The 21,199-nt window shown below is 58.6% G+C and carries 17 protein-coding genes and 2 pseudogenes; 2 read left to right on the top strand and 17 right to left on the bottom strand.

Annotation, left to right across the window (positions count from 1 at the left end; all coding sequences use genetic code 11):
* Positions 1-192: 192 nt before the first annotated feature.
* The 10 genes and pseudogenes from fumC to rpsP all read right to left on the bottom strand — a co-directional run bounded on the left by fumC (position 193) and on the right by rpsP (position 9,347).
* Positions 193-1,584 carry a class II fumarate hydratase gene (gene fumC / locus CFter6_RS06910; protein ID WP_061539304.1) on the bottom strand — a complete coding sequence of 464 codons (1,392 nt, stop codon included), beginning with the start codon at positions 1,582-1,584 and terminating at the stop codon, positions 193-195.
* Between the two features lie 62 nt (positions 1,585-1,646).
* Complete coding sequence (locus tag CFter6_RS06905) at positions 1,647-3,593, bottom strand: putative bifunctional diguanylate cyclase/phosphodiesterase (protein WP_335340309.1); 1,947 nt, start codon at positions 3,591-3,593, stop codon at positions 1,647-1,649.
* Positions 3,551-4,486, bottom strand: a complete 936-nt coding sequence (locus CFter6_RS26755) for a CHASE domain-containing protein (protein WP_335340308.1) — start codon at positions 4,484-4,486, stop codon at positions 3,551-3,553. The genes CFter6_RS06905 and CFter6_RS26755 overlap by 43 nt, the downstream gene beginning before the upstream one ends.
* A gap of 136 nt (positions 4,487-4,622) precedes the next feature.
* Complete coding sequence (locus CFter6_RS06900; RefSeq protein ID WP_061539303.1) at positions 4,623-4,970, bottom strand: DUF3579 domain-containing protein; 348 nt, start codon at positions 4,968-4,970, stop codon at positions 4,623-4,625.
* Positions 4,971-5,134: 164 nt separating this feature from the next.
* Complete coding sequence (locus CFter6_RS06895) at positions 5,135-6,091, bottom strand: CobD/CbiB family protein (RefSeq protein ID WP_061539302.1); 957 nt, start codon at positions 6,089-6,091, stop codon at positions 5,135-5,137.
* A gap of 125 nt (positions 6,092-6,216) precedes the next feature.
* Positions 6,217-6,897, bottom strand: coding sequence for a CoA pyrophosphatase (locus CFter6_RS06890; RefSeq protein ID WP_205631447.1), 681 nt, complete (start codon positions 6,895-6,897; stop codon positions 6,217-6,219).
* A gap of 223 nt (positions 6,898-7,120) precedes the next feature.
* Positions 7,121-7,513 (bottom strand): 50S ribosomal protein L19, encoded by a 393-nt coding sequence (gene rplS / locus CFter6_RS06885; protein ID WP_014005156.1) that lies wholly within the window; start codon positions 7,511-7,513, stop codon positions 7,121-7,123.
* A 175-nt stretch (positions 7,514-7,688) separates the two neighbouring features.
* Positions 7,689-8,437 (bottom strand): annotated as a pseudogene (trmD, locus tag CFter6_RS06880) (tRNA (guanosine(37)-N1)-methyltransferase TrmD).
* A gap of 60 nt (positions 8,438-8,497) precedes the next feature.
* Positions 8,498-9,061 carry a ribosome maturation factor RimM gene (gene rimM, locus CFter6_RS06875; RefSeq protein ID WP_061539301.1) on the bottom strand — a complete coding sequence of 188 codons (564 nt, stop codon included), beginning with the start codon at positions 9,059-9,061 and terminating at the stop codon, positions 8,498-8,500.
* Positions 9,062-9,095: 34 nt separating this feature from the next.
* Complete coding sequence (rpsP, locus tag CFter6_RS06870; protein WP_041741387.1) at positions 9,096-9,347, bottom strand: 30S ribosomal protein S16; 252 nt, start codon at positions 9,345-9,347, stop codon at positions 9,096-9,098.
* Positions 9,348-9,687: 340 nt separating this feature from the next.
* Here rpsP and CFter6_RS06865 point away from each other — a divergent pair, with 340 nt between their 5' ends.
* Positions 9,688-10,107: an NINE protein gene (locus CFter6_RS06865; RefSeq protein WP_061539300.1), complete on the top strand. Its 420-nt coding sequence runs from the start codon at positions 9,688-9,690 to the stop codon at positions 10,105-10,107.
* A 68-nt stretch (positions 10,108-10,175) separates the two neighbouring features.
* Here the strand turns inward: CFter6_RS06865 and CFter6_RS06860 are convergent, their stop codons facing one another.
* From CFter6_RS06860 to CFter6_RS06845, 4 genes are all read right to left on the bottom strand, one after another.
* Complete coding sequence (locus CFter6_RS06860) at positions 10,176-11,966, bottom strand: acyl-CoA dehydrogenase (protein WP_061539299.1); 1,791 nt, start codon at positions 11,964-11,966, stop codon at positions 10,176-10,178.
* Positions 11,967-12,111: 145 nt separating this feature from the next.
* Entirely contained in the window at positions 12,112-13,041 is a 930-nt protein-coding gene (locus tag CFter6_RS06855; RefSeq protein WP_061539298.1) for an electron transfer flavoprotein subunit alpha/FixB family protein, read from the bottom strand.
* 132 nt (positions 13,042-13,173) lie between these two features.
* Positions 13,174-13,926 (bottom strand): electron transfer flavoprotein subunit beta/FixA family protein, encoded by a 753-nt coding sequence (locus CFter6_RS06850; protein WP_014005149.1) that lies wholly within the window; start codon positions 13,924-13,926, stop codon positions 13,174-13,176.
* 326 nt (positions 13,927-14,252) lie between these two features.
* Positions 14,253-14,480, bottom strand: a complete 228-nt coding sequence (locus CFter6_RS06845; protein WP_038491550.1) for a sulfurtransferase TusA family protein — start codon at positions 14,478-14,480, stop codon at positions 14,253-14,255.
* Positions 14,481-14,738: 258 nt separating this feature from the next.
* On the opposite strand from CFter6_RS06845, the gene CFter6_RS06840 reads away from it, so the two are divergent.
* Positions 14,739-16,085: a tetratricopeptide repeat protein gene (locus CFter6_RS06840; RefSeq protein ID WP_061539297.1), complete on the top strand. Its 1,347-nt coding sequence runs from the start codon at positions 14,739-14,741 to the stop codon at positions 16,083-16,085.
* Here the strand turns inward: CFter6_RS06840 and CFter6_RS06835 are convergent, their stop codons facing one another.
* The 3 genes and pseudogenes from CFter6_RS06835 to alaS all read right to left on the bottom strand — a co-directional run bounded on the left by CFter6_RS06835 (position 16,086) and on the right by alaS (position 21,091).
* On the bottom strand, positions 16,086-17,675 hold the full coding sequence (locus CFter6_RS06835) for a rhomboid family intramembrane serine protease (protein WP_061539296.1): 1,590 nt from the start codon (positions 17,673-17,675) through the stop codon (positions 16,086-16,088).
* Between the two features lie 91 nt (positions 17,676-17,766).
* Positions 17,767-18,320 (bottom strand): annotated as a pseudogene (locus CFter6_RS06830) (NUDIX domain-containing protein).
* Between the two features lie 146 nt (positions 18,321-18,466).
* Positions 18,467-21,091 (bottom strand): alanine--tRNA ligase, encoded by a 2,625-nt coding sequence (alaS, locus tag CFter6_RS06825; RefSeq protein ID WP_061539295.1) that lies wholly within the window; start codon positions 21,089-21,091, stop codon positions 18,467-18,469.
* Between the last annotated feature and the right edge of the window lie 108 nt (positions 21,092-21,199).

The raw sequence follows: 21,199 nt of genomic DNA, 5'->3' as shown, positions 1-21,199 counted from the left end.
TCAGGAAAACCAGTAAGGGCATAAGCAAGGGCAACAGTAGCGGAGGGTCATTTTAACAAATATTGTTTTTGTATTGCAAAAACGACATTATCCCTATGGTGTCATTGTATTGGATGCCCTGTACGCACGGGGCGATGTAACGTGATTTAACCTCAGGCGATCCGGGGCGGCAAGCACGCCCCGGCAAGACTGTTACTCCGGGTAAGTCATTTTTGCCGGCTGCACCCACTCGGCAAACTCCTGTTCCGTTACATAACCCAGCGCCAGCGCCGCCTGCTTCAGCGTGCTGCCGTCATGGTGCGCATGCTTGGCGATCTGCGCCGCGCGGTCGTAGCCGATGTGCGGCGCCAGCGCCGTCACCAGCATCAGCGAACGCTCCATCAGTTCGGCGATGCGGTCGCGGTTGGCCGCGATGCCGTCGGCGCAATGCTCTTCAAAACTGGCCATGCCGTCGGCCAGCAGCCGCACGCTCTGCAGGAAATTATGGGCGATCAGCGGCTTGAACACGTTCAGTTCAAAATTGCCGGAAGCGCCGCCGAAATTGATCGCGACGTCGTTGCCGAATACCTGGCAGCACAGCATGGTCAGCGCTTCGCACTGGGTCGGGTTGACCTTGCCCGGCATGATGGAGCTGCCTGGCTCGTTCTCCGGGATGCTGATCTCGCCCAGACCTGAACGCGGCCCGGACGCCAGCCAGCGCACATCGTTGGCGATTTTCATCAGGGCCGCGGCCAGGGTCTTCAAGGCGCCGTGGGCGGCAACCAAGGCGTCGTGCGCGGCCAGTGCGGCAAACTTGTTGTCGGCAGTACGGAAAGGCAGGTTCTCGGTCTTTGCCAGCTGCGCGGCGACGCGCTCGCCGAAATCCTTGGGCGCGTTGAGCCCGGTGCCGACCGCGGTGCCGCCGGCGGCCAGGTCGCACAGAGGCTCCAGTGCGGCCTTGATGATTTTTTCCGCGTAATCCAGCTGCGCCACATAGCCGGAGAATTCCTGGCCCAGCGTCAGCGGCGTCGCGTCCTGCAAATGGGTGCGGCCGATCTTGACGATGTCGTCAAAATCGGTCGCTTTCTTGTGCAAGGTCGCGCGCAGTTTCCGCAGCGCCGGCAGCAGCTTGTTGGCCACGGCGATGGCGGCGGCGACGTGCATCGCTGTCGGAAAGATATCGTTCGAGGACTGGCTCAGGTTGACCGCATCGTTGGGATGCACCAGGCGCGATTCGCCGCGCACGCCGCCCAGGATTTCCGAAGCGCGGTTGGCCAGCACCTCGTTCATGTTCATGTTGCTCTGGGTGCCGGAGCCGGTCTGCCAGACCGACAGCGGGAATTCATCGGGGTGCTGTCCCGCTATCACTTCCTGCGCCGCCTGGATGATGGCCGCGGCCTGGGTTTTCGGCAGCTTGCCGAGATCCTGGTTGACTTGTGCGCAAGCTTGCTTGACCGCCGCCAGCGCCACGATCAGTTCGGGCGGCATGCGTTCGCTGGAGATATGGAAATGGTGCAGGCTGCGCTGGGTCTGCGCGCCCCACAGGCGCTCGTCCGGGACTTCAATCTTGCCAAAGGTGTCGCGTTCGATTCTGCTGGTAGTCATTTCAGCTCCATAAAAGTGGCGGCGTCCCGCACTGAAAATTCAGCGAGGGCGTCAACAAAGTCTTATGGTAATACTTTTCCTTCGCGCAGGATAACTTCGATGTCATCCGCGGACACCGGTTCGCTAAAATAAAAGCCTTGCATTTCATCGCAGCGATGGCGTTGCAGATAGGACAGCTGCTCCCGAGTTTCCACTCCTTCCGCGATCACCTGCAGGCGCAGGTTATGGGCCAGGGAAATGATGGAAGCCACGATCGCCGCGTCGTCCTGGTCAACCGTGATGTCGCGCACAAAAGACTGGTCGATCTTCAATGCGTCAATCGGGAAACTCTTGAGATAGGCCAGGCTTGAGTAGCCGGTGCCAAAATCGTCGATCGACAATTGTACGCCGATCGATTTCAAGTCATTCAGGATGCCGACGGCCAGCTCGACATCCGTCATCACCAGGCTTTCGGTCAATTCGATTTCAAGGTAGTGCGGCGCCATCCCGGTTTCTTCCAGCACCTTGGCCACCTGCTGCACCAGGTTCTGCTGGAAGAACTGGCGCGTCGACAGGTTCACCGACATCCGCAGGTAACCCAGGCCCATGCGTTGCCAGGCTTTGTTCTGCTCGCAGGCGGTATGCATCACCCAGGCCCCCATCTGCACGATCAGGCCGGTTTCTTCGGCCAGGTCGATGAAACGCGTCGGCGAAATCATGCCCAGCTGCGGGTGCTTCCAGCGGATCAGCGCTTCCATGCCGACCATGCGGCCGGTGCGCAGATCGACTTGCGGCTGGTAGTAAAGCAGCAGTTCCTTGCGTTCCATTGCGTTGCGCAGGTCGCCCTCGATGCGCAGGCGTTCCAGCGCCCGCTCATTCATCGCCGCAGTGTAGAACTGGTAGTTATTGTTTCCCATTTCCTTGGCGCGATACATGGCGATGTCGGCATGCTTGAGCAGGCTTTCCGGATCTTCGCCATCGTTCGGATAGACCGCAACGCCGATGCTGCAGCTCAGGAAAAAGTCGTAGCCTTCGATTTGCAAAGGACGGGCGATCGCATCCATCATGCCTTGGATCAAGCCTACGCTCAGCTCTTCATCGAGGCGCTCCGGCAGGATCAGTACAAACTCATCGCTGCCCAGGCGGGCGATGGTATCCGCTTCTCGGGTGAACGCCTTCAGGCGGCCGGCCACTTCCTTCAGCAACAGGTCGCCGGCGTTGTGGCCCAGCGTATCGTTGACGAATTTAAAGCGGTCGAGATCGACGAACAGCACCCACACCCGGTGGCCGTACAGTTCGCCGTAGACAATCGCCTGGCTCAGGCGGTCGCTCAGCACGTTGCGGTTGGCCAGCCCGGTCAAGGTATCGTGCCGGGCCTGGTGTTCCAGCTCGGCTTCGTAGCTTTTCATTTCCGTGATGTCGTACAGCGCGGTGACGAAATGGCTGACGCGGCCCGAACTGTCTTTCACCGGCGCCACGTACAGCTCGTTCCAGAACAGGGTGCCGTCCTTGCGGTAGCTGCGGAACACCGCGTTGGCGCTGCGCTTTTCGCGCAAGGCGGCGCGGATTTCTTCCAGGCCGATCTGGTCGTGGTCGTCGCCGTGCAGCATCTCCAGGTTGCGGCCGATCATCTCGCTGGCGGTGTAGCCGGTAATCCGTTCGAATGCCGGATTGACGTACTCCACCAGGTAGTCCGGCAATTTGGCGCTGGAGATGATGATGGCGTTGGCGCTCGACTCGATGGCGCGCTCGCGCAGCTGCAAGGCGTCTTCAGCGCGCTTGCGGGCGACGATGTCCTCTTTCATCATCTGCGTCGCCAGCCTGACCTGCTGGGTGCGGGCGTCCACCAGCTGCTCGATCCGCTTGGAGCGGGTCGACAGGAAATACAGATAGGTTGCGCCCATCCAGCTCAGCAGGCTGCCCAGTATCAGGACCAGGATAGATCCGGCATTCTTCTTGGTGAATACGCGCGGCGGCGCCGATGCTTCTATATACCAGGACTTGCCGGCCAGTTCGAAAGTCTGCGACATGTCTTGCGGGGCGTCGTACAGCAGCCAGGACGGCAGCCAGTCGCTGGCGTTGGACAGGGTGATCGGATTGCCCTGGCGATATACCAGCGTGCCCTCTTCCGGCTTGGCGCTGGCATATACCCGCAGATAAAAATCCTCGCGGCTTGCACGCCGTCGCGCGACAGCACATTGTTGACGAAAGCATCCGCTCGCAATGCCGCGCTGGTATAACCGCTCAATGCAGCACGGCGCTGGTCGACGCTGTCCAGCGCCGCGCCGCGCCGATACACCGGCATCAGGATGACCAGTCCCAGCTTGCCGCCGTTGCTGGAAGTGCGCAATGCAAACAAATCGGTAGACGCAGGCAAGCCGGAGTCGCGCGCGCGCTGCCCCGGCTCTGCCTGCAGCGCGCTGGGGGCGACGTCGACGCCAAATACATTCTCATTGCCTGTCATCGGCTCCACATAGTCAACCACTCGGTACTGGTCGCGGCCGGCACTTGGTTCCGGCAAGCCGTCGCTCAGCTGGCGAATCGAAAAATTGGGGAAATGTTTACGCATTTCCGCTTCATAGGCGGGCCGCTGGGCAGCCGTCAGCACACGCTGGAAAGTCAGGGACTTGATAAAGGGAGAGCGGCGCAACATCGGCGCCGTAAAAGTGTGGAATTGTTCGCGGCTGACATCTTCCACCGTCAGGAACAGCCGATTCACGGTTTCCAGCTCATGCACCAGGGCGTCAAGGCCGTCCACCACTGCCTTCAGGTGGCCGCTGGCCAGGCGCCGGAATTCGGCGTCCATTTTTTCGTATTCGAGGTGGCGTACCGAGACAAACAAGCCGAGCGTGATGGCCAGACCCAATATCAAACTGGATAAAGAGGCAATGGGTATGAAGATTGACGAACCACGACGAAACATTTCTACTCCATTGCGAACAATAGGCGAAATATTACACGGTCTTTTTACTCGAGAACGTCGCGCGCTGATTTCTTTTTAGTGCCGTGAATCAACTAAAAGCCGTGGGGCAAGAGCCGTTACCGGCGCAGGCAGGGAATCATGTAGGTTTCGGGGCTTCCGCGTCGGGCAACAGGCAGGCATGCAGGATCTGCAGATCATTGTCTTTCGCAAAATTGACTACAAAATGATAGGCCAGCGGTTCGATCTGGCGCAAGTCTTCATTAACGACCACCGAGCGCACGCCATTCAGCAGCACCGGCCGCACATATGGCGAATATTGCAGATGGGCGTTGCGGCCGCCCGATCCTTCCGGGCGAAAACAGGCCATGACGCCGCACAGGCGCTCAGCCCAGTCGCTGGGGCGGAACTGCCTGCCGTCGCTGGTAATACCTTGAATGAAAAATTCGCGGGCGGGGGCGTCAGGAGGTTGGATGGTATCAGCCATGCGTACAGCTCGTTTCTTCTATAACGCTTGCTACAGACATTTGCTTAACCTCTGGTAGAAGCAAGCGACAAATTTTCACCTACTCATTTACGTAAGCGATTCTTACGTATTATATCTTATAGAAGACCAGCACACCATCCGCCACAGCCACCTGCCAGTCCGCTTTATCCGAACCAGACCGCGGCCGACAACAGCAACAGCAGGAACATCCACAACAGCAGTGCGCGCCACACCAGGCCTACCGTGCTTTGCAGGGCGCGCGGCGTCGGCACGTCGCCCGGCGGACTTTCGCTTTCCATCGCGGTCGAGTCGATCGTCGAGGCGTCGGCCGGCAGGATCGCAATCGCGGTTTCCAGCGGCGTGCCGAGCAGTACTCCCATGGCGCCGCCGCCGGTAGACAAGATGATGCCGTCGGTTTCATTTTTCCAGCGGTCAGCAAAATTGCGCCAGGCGTAGATCGCATCTTCGAAATTGCCGACCACCGCAAACGCTGCTGCCGTCATGCGTGCGGGAATCCAGTCGATCCAGTAAAACGCCTGGGCCGCGAAACGCCCGAAAGCTTCATTGCGCATGTGGTCGGGTTCATTCCAGCCGCGCGCCAGGTACTCGGCGATGCGATACATGACGGCGCAGGCCGGGCCGACCGGCATCAGGAACCAGAAAAACACGCCGAATACATGGCGGTGGGTGGTGATCAGCGCTTTTTCCACCGCGATGCGGGAAATTTCGCTGACATCCATATCCGTGGTGTCGAGCTTGGTCCATTCGGCCAGCAAGGTGCGCGCGGTGGCGTCGTCGCCGGTGTTGAGCGCCAGCTGGATCGAGCTGAAATAATGGCTGTAGTGGCGGAAGCCGAGGGTCAGGTACACGATCAGGACATTCCACAGCAGCGCAGCCCAGGCCCCGATGTGCACGCACAGCCAGTACACCAGCGCGGTCGGCACGGTCAGCGCCAGGATCACGCAGAACCAGCCGAGGCGGCCCTGGCGCGCCTGTCCGGCATTGAACGAAGCTTCTATCTTGCCCGCAAACTGCTTGACCCATGCATACACGGGATTATCCGCGCGCAGCGGCTTCAGTTGCTCGATCAGCAATGCAAACAGAATAGAAAGAAATGTCATCAACCAGCCTTATAAGTAAAGCAATAGCCCCGCAGGATCCGTTTCGCCGTTGCTGCATCACAGCTTGATGGCAGCGCGCCGATCTTGCCATAACGTCTAAAATCACAGTATCCCATACGATAAATCTAAGCGCGAAGAAAGTGAAACAAATTTCTTAGCATGGCAGCCGTCGCGCCCCAAATGAAGAAACGCTCGTAGGGCATCGCATAAAACGTTCGGCGATAACCATCCGGCAGGTCAAAGCTGCGCAACTGATGATTCAGGCCGTCCATCAGGAACGCCAGCGGAACCTCGAAAATTTCAGCCACCTCGTCCGGATCGGCGCGCAAGCTGACCGGCGGATTGACCAGGCACACCACCGGTGTGACGCGATAGCCGGTGCCGGTAAAATATTCGGGCAGGCTGCCGATTACCTCGACCTGGCTGCGCGCCAGGCCAATCTCTTCTTCCGCTTCGCGCAACGCCGTTTCAACCGGCGAAGCATCGCTTTCTTCCATCCGGCCGCCGGGAAAACTGACTTGTCCGGCATGATCGGTCAGGTGGGCTGCCCGCTGCGTAAACAGCAAGGTCGGCTGCTGTTCGTGCATGACGATAGGGATCAGCACCGATGCCGGCGTCACCGGCTTGCTCTGCAACTGTGTCATGCGCTGCAAGGTCTGGCTGTCGATATGTTCGGGATGCCAGTCCGGCTGCTGCGCGAACCGTTGCCGCAGCCATGTCGCGCTCATCCTTTCGGTGGCCAGCGCAGATTCGCCGGCAACCGCGTCAACCGGCAGCATCAGGGGATCGAAAGTCAATTTAACCAAGAAAATTCCTCTAACAATCTAGCAATCTTTTGATACTTTACCGCGATGGCAGCGAATGGCCTATTGTCGTCACAGTTAATAACAATTATGTCTATTTTACTTTACAGCAACTAAAAACATGCGCGCCGAAGACGAGCCGCAGCAAACAAACTGCAGGCGCAAAAAAAAGGGCGCCTGACGGCGCCCTTTTTCCATGCAATACCTATGCCTGCATAACAACGACTTACTCTGCTGCTGGCGCAGCCTTTGCAGTGTTGCGACGTTGCGGCAGTTTTTCCTTGATACGCGCCGATTTACCGGAACGCTCACGCAGGTAGTACAGCTTGGCGCGACGGACATCGCCGCGACGCTTGACTTCGATCGAAGCGATCAGTGGCGAGTACAGCTGGAATGTACGCTCAACGCCTTCGCCGGAAGAAATCTTGCGGACGATGAAGTTGGAGTTCAAACCACGGTTACGACGCGAAATCACGACGCCTTCGTAAGCCTGGGCGCGCTTGCGCGTACCTTCGACCACGTTGACGCTGACCACTACTGTATCGCCTGGTGCGAAGTCAGGGATATTCTTGCCGAGGCGGGCAATTTCTTCTTGCTCAAGTTGTTGGATCAAGTCCATTTTTAGCTCCATATACCATCTTGCTGACGCCGTTTTGTGCAAAGCTTTTTTGCCAGGCACTGCTCAGTAGAGGATGGGGTTAATACACAGGCGGCCGGCTGGCCTCCCTTGGTTACTGCTTACTACAAACCACAACGGGCCGGGCGCTCAGTTATTGCTCAGTTACTGACCACGCTCAATCCATATTCCGTAAAAACTTTTCATCGGCGGCGCTCAGCAAGCCGGCCGCGCGTATTTTCTGAATCAGGTCCGGCCGCTTTTTTGCTGTCGCCGACAACATCTGCTGGCGCCGCCATTTTTCGATTTCGGCATGATGGCCGCCCATCAGGACCTGCGGCACCGCCACGCCTTCGTACTGTTCCGGCCTGGTGTAGTGCGGGCAATCCAGCAAGCCGTTGACAAAACTGTCTTCAACAGCCGACGCGCCATCGTTCAACACACCCGGCAACTGCCGGATCACTGCATCCATCAGCGCCATCGCCGGCAATTCGCCGCCGGACAAGACAAAATCGCCAAGGCTGATTTCTTCATCCACGCAACGATCCAGCAAGCGCTGGTCTACCGCTTCATAACGTCCACAGAGCAGCACCAAACCCGGTTCGGTACACAACTCCATGACACGCCGATGAGTCAGCGGCTGGCCCTGCGGCGACAGATAGACGACTCTTGGCGCAGGCCGATCTTCCTGCAACTGGCGCGCCTTGGCCGCTTCAATCGCAGCTTCCAGCGGCTTCGCCATCATCACCATGCCGGGCCGCCGCCATAAGGCCGGTCATCCACGGTACGATGATTGTCGGTGGTGAAATCACGCGGATTCCACAGCGCCAGCTCACATTTTTTTTGTTCAAACGCACGGCGGGTGATGCCCGACTGCGTCAATGCCGCAAACATTTCGGGAAACAGCGTGACGACATCAAATTGCATACCGCTCACCTTCTTGTTTCGCTTGCGATCTTGTTTGCCGCTTTGGCCGGCCGGGTGGATTTAATAATCCAGTCCCCAGTCAACCGTGATTTTCTTTGCTGCCTGATCCACCGTCTTTACGAACTGCTCGACAAACGGAATCAATAATTCTGGAGCAACCTTGTCCTGATCTGCAGTTGCCGGCACCGTAATCCGAAGAATCGGATGCGCACCGTTGTCCATCAGATCAGCGACCACGCCCATCTGCTCGCCTTGCAGATTCTCAACCATCATGCCGATCAGATCGACCCAATAGAATTCATCGTCGGCAAGCGCCGGGAAATGGCTGCGTGGAATATGCACCACACTGCCCTTCATGGCTTCGGCTGCGTCACGCCCTGCCACACCCATCAGGCGCGCCACAATGTCGCCACTGTGGTTTTTGGCCTGCATCATTTCGACATCGTGCAATTCCGGCGAGTTCTGCCGGTTCAGCCACCATGTCTTGGCGTGCAACAGCGCATCAGCATCCGCTGAATACGGTTTGATCCGGACCCAGCCATTAATACCGTAGGCGCCAGTAATGTAACCGACCACCACCAAATCTGAAGGTATTGCAGTTCCAGCTGGTGCTGTGGCCGACAAGTTTACTGACGCACTCAACGGTTCAAGCTGCTAATTAAGCAGCTTTTTTGGCAGCGTCGGCTACCAGACGTGCAACGGTCGGCGACAATTGCGCGCCAACACCTTGCCAATGCGTCAGGCGGTCCTGAGCAATGCGGAAAGTCTCTTCTGCACCGGAAGCTACCGGATTGTAAAAGCCGATGCGCTCGATGAAGCGACCGTCACGGCGATTGCGCGAATCAGTAGCTACGATGTTGTAAAAAGGACGCTTCTTTGCGCCACCACGGGATAAACGAATAACGACCATAATGTTTCCAAAAAGTGTTCGAACACGGAAAAAGCCGCAAATTATAACGCAAAGTGAGCCGCTCCCGCAACCAAAGCAGGCCATGGGTGTGGTTTCACTACGTCAAACAGGTATTTGCAGGGCTCTAAAACGCTCTGCGGCTCTATGCCGCGAGCGGGCCTGACTATCAAAGTGACATTCTATTGAAGCAGGCTGTACACTACGCCCTCAATCTGCTTTCCGGCACGCATGGTGCGCTTCGGAAACATCAGTGGCGATAGCCAAGCCAGTATATTAGCAATATTCCCACTTGATGCAAGGATTGCCTTCTTTTTTTGTTCCAGCCCCATCCATCCCGCACATGACCCAAGCCCACAAGAACAAGACCCTCGCCACTTTCGTGGCTACCGTATTCGGCAGCATCGGCCTGCATCGCTTTTACCTGAGGGGAAGCAAAGACGTGTGGGGCTGGCTACATTTTGCCACTTTGCCAATTTCCCTGCTGGCGTACCTGTTTCTGGGACAAACCCAGCAAACCGCATTCCTGTTCGGACCGCTGATCGTCTCCGGCCTGGTTGCCTGCATCGAATCGCTGGTCATAGGACTGACGCCGGACGAAAAATGGGATGCGCAATACAACCCCGGCTCCGGCCGCCAATCGGACTCCAGCTGGTTTGTGGTGCTGCTGGTGGTGCTGACCCTGGGAGTGGGAGCGATTGCCCTGATCGGCGCGATTGCCCGCACTTTCGACCTGTTGTTCACCGGCGGCGCCTACGGCTGAGCCGGCACCCTTGCATCAATAAAAAAAGCAGCCAAGCGGCTGCTTTTTTTACGTTACGCCAGGAAAAATCAGAACTGGTCTTCCGTCAGCGCCATCACGCCGCTGCTGCCTTCGACGATCGAAATGCGATAAGCGTCAGCCTGGGACAGGATATGTTCGGCAAAGAAACGCGCCGTGCCGATCTTGGCCTGGTAGAAATTGCTGTCGCCCGCCGCCGACTGCAGTTTTTGCGTCGCCACCAGCGCCGCCCGCCCCAGCTGCCAGCCGCCCAGCACGATGCCGGCCAGCTTCAGGTACGGCACGCTGCCGGCAAACACGCCCTTGATGTCGCTCTTCAGGTTGCCGACCACGTAAGCGACCACTTGCTCCAGCGCGTCGGCGCCGCTGGCCAACTGCTTGCCGATGGCGACCAGGTCAGCCGCACCGCTGTTCGCCAGCTCGGCTTGCGTGGCGCGCACCTGGGCAATGATGGCTTTGGCCACCGCGCCGCCGTCACGCGCGGTCTTGCGGCCGACCAGGTCGTTAGCCTGGATCGCAGTGGTGCCTTCGTAAATCGTCAGGATGCGCGCATCGCGGTAGAACTGGGCCGCGCCGGTTTCTTCGATGAAGCCCATGCCGCCGTGGATCTGCACCCCGGTCGAAGCGACGTCGATAGAGATCTCGGTCGACCAGCCCTTGACCACAGGCACCATGTATTCATAGAACGCCTGGTTGGCCTTACGCGTCGCTTCGTCGGCGTGATGATGGGCGGCGTCGTGGGCAGCTGCAGTGACATAAGCCAGCGCACGCGCTGCCTCGGTCTGCGAACGCATGCTCATCAGCATGCGGCGCACGTCCGGCTGGTGGATGATGGTCACGGCGCCGGCGGAGCCCGCCAGGTCGCGCGATTGCACGCGGTCCTTGGCATAGGCCAGCGCTTTCTGATAAGCGCGCTCGGCCACGCTGATGCCTTGCAAGCCAACCGCAAAACGCGCAGCGTTCATCATGATGAACATGTATTCGAGGCCGCGGTTCTCTTCACCCACCAGGGTGCCGACAGCGCCGCCGTTGTCGCCGAACTGCAGCACCGCGGTCGGGCTGGCCTTGATGCCCAGCTTGTGTTCCAGCGAAACGCAATGGACATCGTTGCGTGCACCCGGGGTGCCGTCGGCGTTGACCATGAATTTCGGCACGATGAACAACGAAATGCCCTTCACTCCTTCCGGCGCACTCGGCGTGCGCGCCAGCACCAGGTGCACGATATTCTCAGCCATATCGTGTTCGCCGTAGGTGATGAAAATCTTGGTGCCGGAAATCTTGTAAGTGCCGTCGCCCTGCGGCACCGCACGGGTGCGCACCAGCGCCAGGTCAGAGCCGGCCTGCGGCTCGGTCAGGTTCATGGTGCCGGTCCATTTGCCGGATACCAGGTTTTCCAGGTAGATCCGTTTTTGCTCGTCGCTGCCGGCAGTCAGCAAGGCTTCAATCGCGCCGTCGCTCAACAAAGGGCACAGGGCGAAAGACAGGTTGGCCGCATTCAGCATCTCGATACATGGCGTCGCCACCAGCTTGGGCAAACCCTGGCCGCCGAATTCCACCGGATGCTGCACGCCTTGCCAGCCGGCTTCGGCAAATGCCTTGAACGCTTCTTTAAAACCTTTGCTGGTGGTGACTTCGCCGTCGCGCCAATAGCTGGGCTCCTGGTCGCCGCTACGGTTCAAGGGCGCCACGACTTCGCTGCAGAACTTGGCGTTTTCCTGCAATACCGCTTCTACTGTTTCCGGTGTCGCGTCTTCGCAACCAGGCAGCGTGCTGACCTGCTCCAGACCAGCCAGCTCGTTAAGAACGAACAGCATGTCTTTCAAGGGGGCAACATAACTCATGAGTGACTCCAAAAAATTGGGCGGCACCACCGGGCCTGACAAAACCGGCACCTGCAATACCACCCGTATACTTTCGATTTTTAACAGAACGTCGAAAAACCCTGCTTCTCGACGTCGTGCAAAATGCCCGTCGGCCGTAGTTGACTTAGCCCAGTTCAGCCACCAGCTGCGGCACGATCTCGAACAGGTCGCCGACAATGCCGTAGTCCGCCACCGAGAAAATCGGCGCTTCTTCGTCCTTGTTGATGGCGACGATCACCTTGGAGTCTTTCATCCCGGCCAGATGCTGGATCGCACCGGAAATGCCGACCGCGATATACAGCTGCGGCGCCACGATCTTGCCGGTTTGTCCGACCTGCCAGTCGTTAGGCACGAAGCCGGCGTCGACCGCGGCGCGCGAAGCGCCCATGGCGGCGCCGAGCTTGTCGGCCAGCGGTTCCAGGATCTTGAAGTTTTCGGCGGAACCCATGCCGCGGCCGCCAGACACGATGATCTTGGCTGCGGTCAGTTCAGGGCGATCCGATTTCGCCAGCTCGCGCGAGACGAATGCGGATTTGCCGAAGTCGGCAGCGGCCGTGATGTTTTCGACGGCAGCAGAACCGCCGCCGGCGGCAGCGTCAAAGCCGGTAGTGCGGACGGTGATGACCTTGGTGGCGTCGCTCGATTGCACGGTGGCGATGGCGTTGCCGGCGTAGATCGGACGCTCGAAAGTGTCCGGGCTGTCGACCTTGGTGATTTCGGAAATCTGGCCGACGTCCAGCTTGGCGGCAACGCGCGGCAAGATGTTTTTACCGTAGGCGGTAGCCGGCGCCAGGATATGGCTGTAGGCCGCAGCCAGGGCCAGCACCTGTTCGGCGACGTTCTCGGCCAGGCCATCGGCAAAATAAGCGGCATCCGCCACCAATACTTTGCTGACGCCAGCCAGTTGCGCCGCGGCTTGAGCGGCTGCGCCGCAATTGCTGCCTGCGACCAGGACATGGACTTCGCCGCCGCATTGGCTGGCGGCGGTGACGGTATTGAGAGTACTGCCTTTTAATGAGGCATTATCGTGTTCAGCGATGACTAAGGCTGTCATGTGGGCTCCTGATTTATGTGCGCTCGCCTGCATCGTGTCGGCAATGCCGCGGCGTTACGCTTGGTTCTTGAATAGTGGTTTGGAAATTCGCCGGTTTTGCAATCCGATTCTGCAATCCGGTTCTGCAATCGTTTACAGGACCTTGGCTTCATTCTTCAGCTTGGCGACCAGGGTCGCCACGTCAGGCACCTTGATGCCGGCGCTGCGCTTGGCTGGCTCCACTACCTTCAATGTCTTCAGGCGCGGTGCGACGTCCACGCCGAGGTCGGCCGGCTTGAACACGTCCAGCGTCTTCTTCTTGGCTTTCATGATGTTCGGCAGCGTCACGTAACGCGGCTCGTTCAGCCGCAAATCGGTGGTAATGATGGCCGGCAGCGTCAGGGCGATGGTTTCCAGGCCGCCGTCGACTTCGCGCGTGACCGTGACCTTGCCGTCTTCCAGCACGACCTTGGAAGCAAAAGTCGCTTGCGGCCAGCCCAACAGCGCAGCCAGCATCTGGCCGGTCTGGTTGCAATCGTCGTCGATCGCCTGCTTGCCGAGGATGATCAGCTGCGGCTGTTCTTTGTCAGCCACGGCCTTCAGCAATTTGGCCACCGCCAGCGGCTGCAGGTCGGTATCGGCGGTATCGACCAGGATGCCGCGGTCGGCGCCGATCGCCATTGCCGTGCGCAGTGTTTCCTGGCATTGCGTCACGCCGCAGGAAATGGCGATCACTTCAGTCACTTTGCCGCCCTCTTTCAGGCGCGTGGCTTCTTCCACCGCGATTTCGTCAAACGGATTCATCGACATCTTGACGTTGGCAATATCTACACCGCTGCCGTCCGACTTGACCCGCACCTTGACGTTGTAGTCGACGACACGCTTGACTGGTACTAATACTTTCATCGTTATGCCTTTTATTGAAAATAAAAAATCTGAATTGACGTTAACGTAAATCTTAATTGGGAATTATAAGAGAGAATTCGATCCGACGCTGAAATTTAGCACGATCGTTCTATTAAATCTTAGAGCAAACCGACTAATCGCGCCAGCCCTTAGTAGAGCATGACAGGCGCGGCGCGGCTAAAGCTTTGGAAATATGATGCGCCAGCCTTGGACAAGGCTGGCAAGAATTAAGCAAAATTCAGGAAAATCAAGGGATGGCGTAACCGGCAGGACGCTGGTTACGCATGAAGAGGTAAAGACTTGCAGCAGGACAGCGGCTTGTTTTGTTACTTGCGCTTCATGAAGAAAATGAACTCGCGGTTTTCTTCGCTCTGCTCCAGCAAATCATTACCGGTCTGCTTCGCGAACGCCTGGAAATCGCGCACCGAACCGGAGTCAGTCGCCAACACACGCAGCACTTCACCGCTCAGCATGTCCGCCAACGCCTTCTTGGTTTTCAAAATCGGCAGTGGGCAGTGCAGACCGCGTGCATCGAGTTCTTTATTAAATTCCATAACCACTTCTAATGTAAAAATTTTTAACATTTGCTGCTGTTTGATGATTCTACTCCAAACGCAGGACCCTTTGACGCATCGCAACAAACCATCAATCATTTTTACAACAGCAGTGCCGCAAATAAATATGTCTTTAATGCAATTTAAATTTCGATTCGCATGCTAACATTCATTTTCTGACGTAACAAAATGTAACGAACAAATATCGGGGCCAATGCCGCTCTAAGGCAGCTCTGCGCGTCATTCCGGGGAACCAGCATGCAGGACAGTCTTAGCCAAAATCCTTACAACAACATTACGCCGTTCTGGCAGCGCTTGCCTCTTTTTTTCCTCTATCCGCTGCAACAGCAGCTGATCTGGCGCCCTGCCGTATACGCCCTGATCGGCAGCGGCCTGTGGCTGCTGGGTAGGAGCGGCGACGACGGCTACTCGCCGGCCATCCTGATTGTCGCGGTGCTGGTTGGCCTGGGCCTGTCGATCGACCTGATGCGCCAGGCATTCCGGATCCTGGAGCAAACCTCGCTCGGCAATTTGCGCTACGCCGATTTCGACGAGCCGGACGACATGCACAAGATGTCGCCCTACAAGCTTTATTTCGTGATGCTGGTGCAAGGGATCTTTGTCGCCATCATGGCCGATCTCCACCCCTTCCTCGGGCTGCTGGGGAGTGCCCTGGCCAACCTGATGCTGCCGGCCAGCATCATGGTGCTGGGACATACCCACAGCTTTACCGACGCCATCAATCCGTTCAACGTGTTCAAGATGATCAAGGCCTGCGGCTGGCCCTACCTGGCGCTGTGGGCATTCGGCTTCATCCTCAGCCAGTGCGCGCCGATCACCATTGAGCTGTTCCTCGGGAAATTGCCGATTACCATGCTGATCGGCCTGGCCATCTTCGTTTGCGCCTATTTCACTCTGGTCGGCTTCAACCTGATGGGTTATACGATGTACCAGTACCATCAGGAGATCGGCTATGCGCCCGATCGCAACTTTGAAGTCAATGCGCTGGCCAGCAGCCGCCAGAACCGCCCCCTGAGCGACGACGAAATCCTGGCGCAGCAGATCGGTGCGCTGATTCGCGACGGCGACATCAACCTGGCCATCGAAATGGTGTGGGAAGAACTGCGCTACGACCAGTTCAACGCGCAATTGTCGAGCCATTACGCCAAGCTGCTGATGCTCAAGGGCGACAAGGCCAAGCAGCTGGAATATGCGCCGCGCCATCTGTTTACGCTGGCCCGCTCGGGCAAGCCGGGCCGCATCGGCGACGCCTGGCGCCAGGCGCGCCAGCTCGATCCTGAATTCAAGATCGACAATCCCGACCATGTACTGGAAATTGCCGCGGCCGCCGCTTCGGTGCGCGAATACCAGATTGCGCTGGAAATCGTGTCAGGCTTCCACAAGCGGGCCGCCCGTCATAAAGATGTGCCGGCAGTGCTGGTCCTGGCCGGCAAGCTGCTGTCCGACCACTTGCGCCAGGATGCCCGCGCCCTGTCGCTGTTCAACCACGTGATCGCGCAATGGCCGACCAACCCGGCGGCGGACGAAGCGCAGCGCTACAAGAACGTGATCGAACGTTTGGCCCAGGGTGCGCCGCAAACCTGATCAGTATCGATTGCCGGGACTGGTCGCCAGCCGGCTTTCCTCACTTAACGGAAACTGCTGCAGCAATAGTTTCTGGTAATGCTGCGCCTTGTCGTGCATGCCGGCCGCCATGAATCCCCGCGCCACGAACTGCACCAGCTGCGGCAGCTGCTGGTGCTGGCGCGCAGTCACCATCAATATCTGCAGGATGGCTGCCGCGGTTTGCGGCTGGCCGTTCAAGGCAAAGCGCTTGGCAGCCGCCAGCGATTGCTCGCTGCTCAGCTGCGGCCGCGGTTCGGCTCTCGCCACATAATCCAGGTAGACCTGATGGATCTTGTCTTCGGCCAGGCTGCCCTTCGGCAGACGCAGCAGCATCTCGGCAGTCTTGTGGAAAATCGGCGCGGCCGGCGCCTGTTTCGACAGATTGAACAATTGCAGCAGCCAGTCCGGTCGCGGTGCTTTTTGCTGCGCCAGGGTGCGGTTCACCAGGCTGCTGAAATCACGGCGCGCGCGTTCGAAATCCAGGCGGCTCAAGGCTGAATAGGCGCTCTGCTGCAAGCTACGCAACTGCTTGTCATCGTCCGCGGGAGCAACGTAGGTAGCGTGCGCCTGCTCCAGCCTGTGCCGCGCCAGCAAGCGATAAACGAGGGCCAGCAAGGCGCCGCCCAGCAAACCGCCGATATGGGCGTAGTAATTGGTGTTCGAGGCTGCACCGAACCACAGGTCGAAGGCTTCCTTGCCGACCCAGATCGGCAGCATGATCAATGCCGGTGCCTTGAAGAAGTCGAAATAAAACAGGAACCAGTAGAAAAAACGTATCTTGCGCAAACCGTACAGCACGGTGTACATCCCCATGACGCCGGAAATGGCGCCTGAAGCACCCAGCGACAGGATCATGCTGTCGCCGCGGAATACAAGATAAAACGCGGCCGACAGCAAACCCGACAACAGATAAAACAGCAGGTACCAGCCGCCGCCCAGCAATATCTCGACCGCGTAACCGACCATCGCCAGGAACACCATGTTGCCCAGCACGTGCTCGACGCTGGCGTGCAGGAACATATGCGTCAGCAAGGTAACCGGGCGCTCGAACGCCTGCGCCGGGATCAATGAGTAGCGTTCGGTGAAACTGCGTTTGCGGGTCGACATGTAGTGCTCGCGCTGCTCCTTCCATTCGGCCAGGTCGTCAGCGGCCATGGTGCCCAGCAGAGCCGGTTTTGCTTGCTGCATCAAGGCAGAAAAACGCAGGTCGGCGTCCAGCACGTACCAGTTCTCAATCAGCGCTTCGTAGTTTTCCAGCGAAGCGGTCTTGCCGTCGCGCGCCGCGGCCAGGTCGGCCCGCGCCCGCAGCAGCCGCCAGCGCTCCAGCCCCTTGCGCATGGCGGCTGCGGCCTCGGGCTTGTTATCGCTTTCCAGGTAACGTGCATAGGCGGGGAATTCGAATTCCGGCAGGCGCGACTCAACCAGGTAATAGTGCGCAGCAGGCTCCATCTGGCTGCGCTCGTGCCACTGGATGCCGAAATAGATCAGCAGGTTGACCAGCACCAGCAGGATAGTGACCAGCGGCGGGCGCTTCCAGTCAGGCTTACGGTCTACCGGAATAATCAACATGGCGGGTCAAGAGCAAGTGGGGATTTTAATCATGCAATTTTACCCAGTCATTGCCGCCTGGCAGTGTTATTTTTTTACTGCCCGAGCGCCTTTACGCTTTCACGGCAGGTTCAGGCTGCGCCTTCTGCAACAAGGGCCGCTCGACATATTCGACCGCCAGTCCCTGCGCCCGCATCCAGTCGGCGACGGCGTGACCGGTACCCGCGCGCCAGGGGCGCAATGCGACCGGTTCCAGCAGGCGGTATTCCAGCAGTTCCGGCGACAGCCGGACCTGGCCGGATGCCTTGACGTGGTAGGCAATGATCAGCTCGTTCTTGCGCATGAATTCATACACGCCGACCAGCGTGACCTGCTCGGCGTCGAGATTGGTTTCTTCCTTGATTTCGCGGGCGATGCCCTGCTCCGGGGTTTCATCGCGCTCCATGAAACCGGTGATCAGCGCAAACATGCCCTCTTCCCATGCCGCATTGCGCGCCAGCAGGATCTTGCCGTCGATCTCGACAATCGCCGCCAGTACCGGCAACGGATTGTCCCAGTGCGTCCAGTGTCCTTCGGGCAGGCCAGGCGCGACTTCCCGCCTTCGCCTTCATCGTTGCGCTGGATCAGGGAAGTGGCGCAAACCGGGCAGAATTTAAAATCATTCATAATTAATTGTGGGACAGAGTTTAAGAGCCACCGTAGCGTGGCGAATTACTCTGTCCCCAACTGACTAGAAAAAGCGGTCAAATTGCAAAGAAAAATAACAAGACAAAGCAATTCATTAGGCGCATAAAAATAACGATTTACAAATATTACACACGCTCGCCGACCCAGGCTGCAACGCCTTGCAGCGCCGCCGCCAGGCCGCTGGCGTCGGTGCCGCCGGCTTGCGCCATGTCGGGCCGGCCGCCGCCTTTGCCGCCGACCTGCAAGGCGACGAAATTGACCAGCTCGCCAGCCTTGACCTTGGCGGTGGCATCGGCAGTGACGCCGGCGATCAGGCTGACCTTGCCATCCTTCACCGCAGCCAGGACGATGGCGGCAGTCTTCAGCTTATCCTTCAGCTTGTCCATGGTTTCGCGCAAGGTCGCGCTATCGGCGCCTTCCAGCGTCGCCGCCAGCACCTTGATGCCCTTGACGTCGATTGCCTGGGACACCAGCTCGTCGCCCTGGTTCGCCGCCAGTTTCGATTTCAGGCTGCTCAGTTCCTTTTCCAGCGCCTTGACGTGGTCCTGCACCTGCGCGATGCGCTGGGTCAGTTCTTCCGGCTGCGCTTTCAATGCCGCCGCCGCTTCATTGACGCGGTTGCTCAGGTTCTGCACCAGCGCCAGCCCGGCTTCGCCGGTCACCGCTTCGATGCGGCGGATGCCAGCGGCAACGCCGCCTTCAGCCACGATCTTGAACAGGCCGATGTCGCCGGTGCGGCTGACGTGGGTGCCGCCGCACAATTCGCGCGAAGTACCAATCGACAGCACCCGCACTTCATCGCCGTATTTTTCGCCGAACAAGGCCATGGCGCCGGCGCCGACGGCGTCGTCGAAGGACATCAGTTTCGCTTCGGTAGCGACATTGGCGAGGATTTCGCGGTTGACGATTTCTTCGATGCGGCGGATTTCATCGGCGCTGACAGCGGCATTGTGGCTGAAGTCGAAACGGGTCTTGTCGGCATCGACCAGCGAACCCTTTTGCGCCACATGCACGCCCAGCACTTCGCGCAGGGCCTTGTGCATCAAATGCGTCGCCGAATGGTTGCGGATGGTGCGGTTGCGCACCGCGATATCGACCTTGGCATTGAGTGTGTCGCCGACTGCCAGCGAACCGCTGCGCAGGCTGCCGTGATGACCGAACACTTCAGCCTGGATTTTCAGGGTATCGGTCACTTCGAACAGGGTGCCGGCTGCTTCCAGCACGCCGCAGTCGCCTACCTGGCCGCCTGACTCGGCATAGAACGGCGTGGTGTCGAGCACCACGATGGCATCCTGGCCAGCGTCGATTTTCTGTACCGCGCTGCCGTCCACATACAGGGCCAGCACTTTGGCTTCATGCGCCAGCTCGTCATAGCCGACGAAACGGGTCTTGTCGCCGCTGTACTCGACAGCCGCCGTCATCTTGAATTTGCCGCCTTCGCGCGCCGCTGTTTTCTGGCGCTCCATGGCTGCCGCAAAACCGGCCTCGTCCAGTTCGATCTCGCGTTCACGGCAGATATCCGCCGTCAGGTCCAGCGGGAAGCCAAACGTGTCATACAGCGTAAACGCCGTGGCGCCGCTCAGTTTCTTCGGATTCTTGAGCAACTCGGCTTCCAGGATCTTCATGCCGTGTTCCAGGGTTTCGCCAAAGCGCTCTTCTTCCTGCTTCAGTATCTGCTCGACACGCTCGGCAGCCGCCGGCAGTTCTGGATAGGCAGCACCCATTTCCAGCACCAGGTCCTTGACCAGCTTGTAGAAAAACGGCTTGGTCTGGCCCAGCTTGTGGCCGTGGCGCAGCGCGCGCCGGATAATGCGGCGCAGCACGTAGCCGCGGCCTTCATTGCCTGGAATCACGCCATCGACCACCAGGAAAGAACAGGCGCGGATATGATCGGCGATCACTTTCAGCGAATTGTTTTCCAGGTCGGTGATATTGGTTTCGCGCGCAGCAGCCTTGATCAGGCGTTGGAACAAATCGATTTCATAATTGCTGTGCACATGCTGCAGCACAGCGGCCAGGCGCTCCAGCCCCATGCCGGTGTCGACGCATTGCTTAGGCAGCGGCGTCAGAGTGGCGACGCCGGTTTTCGGATCGATCTGGCGGTCGAACTGCATGAACACGTTGTTCCAGATTTCGATGTAGCGATCGCCGTCCTGCTCCGGACTGCCCGGAGGACCGCCCCAGACGTCGGGACCGTGGTCGTAGAAAATCTCGGAGCAAGGACCGCAGGGACCGGTGTCGGCCATCTGCCAGAAATTGTCCGACGCATACGGCGCACCTTTGTTGTCGCCGATGCGCACGATGCGCTCCTTCGGCAGGCCGATCACCTTGTGCCAGATATCGAAGGCTTCGTCATCGGTTTCATATACAGTGGCCCACAGCTTGTCAGCCGGCAAGCCGTACACCTTGGTCAGCAGCTCCCAGGCCCAGACCAGCGAATCGTGCTTGAAATAGTCGCCGAACGACCAGTTGCCCAGCATTTCGAAAAAAGTATGGTGGCGTGCGGTATACCCGACGTTTTCCAGGTCGTTGTGCTTACCGCCGGCGCGCAGGCAGCGCTGGACCGAGGTGGCGCGCACATAGTTGCGCTTTTCGGTGCCCAGGAACACGTCCTTGAACTGCACCATGCCGGAATTGGTAAACAGCAATGTCGGATCGTTGCCTGGCACCAGGCTCGACGAGCGCACAATGGTGTGGCCTTTGGATTCAAAGAATTTGAGAAACTTTTCGCGGATTTCGGCTGAGTTCATGTTCTTGGGCAAAAAATGAAACGGAAAAAGGCAAGGGACACAATATAAGGACTTACGCAAAACTGTCCCAGCAAGGCACGACGACGAAGACAGTACGGCGTACGGCTA

It is taken from the genome of Collimonas fungivorans (genome assembly GCF_001584145.1).
In the GTDB taxonomy this organism is placed as follows: Bacteria; Pseudomonadota; Gammaproteobacteria; order Burkholderiales; family Burkholderiaceae_D; genus Collimonas; species Collimonas fungivorans.
Note: the sequence above shows the minus strand (reverse complement) of the source record. Positions and strands in the feature narration are given on the sequence as shown.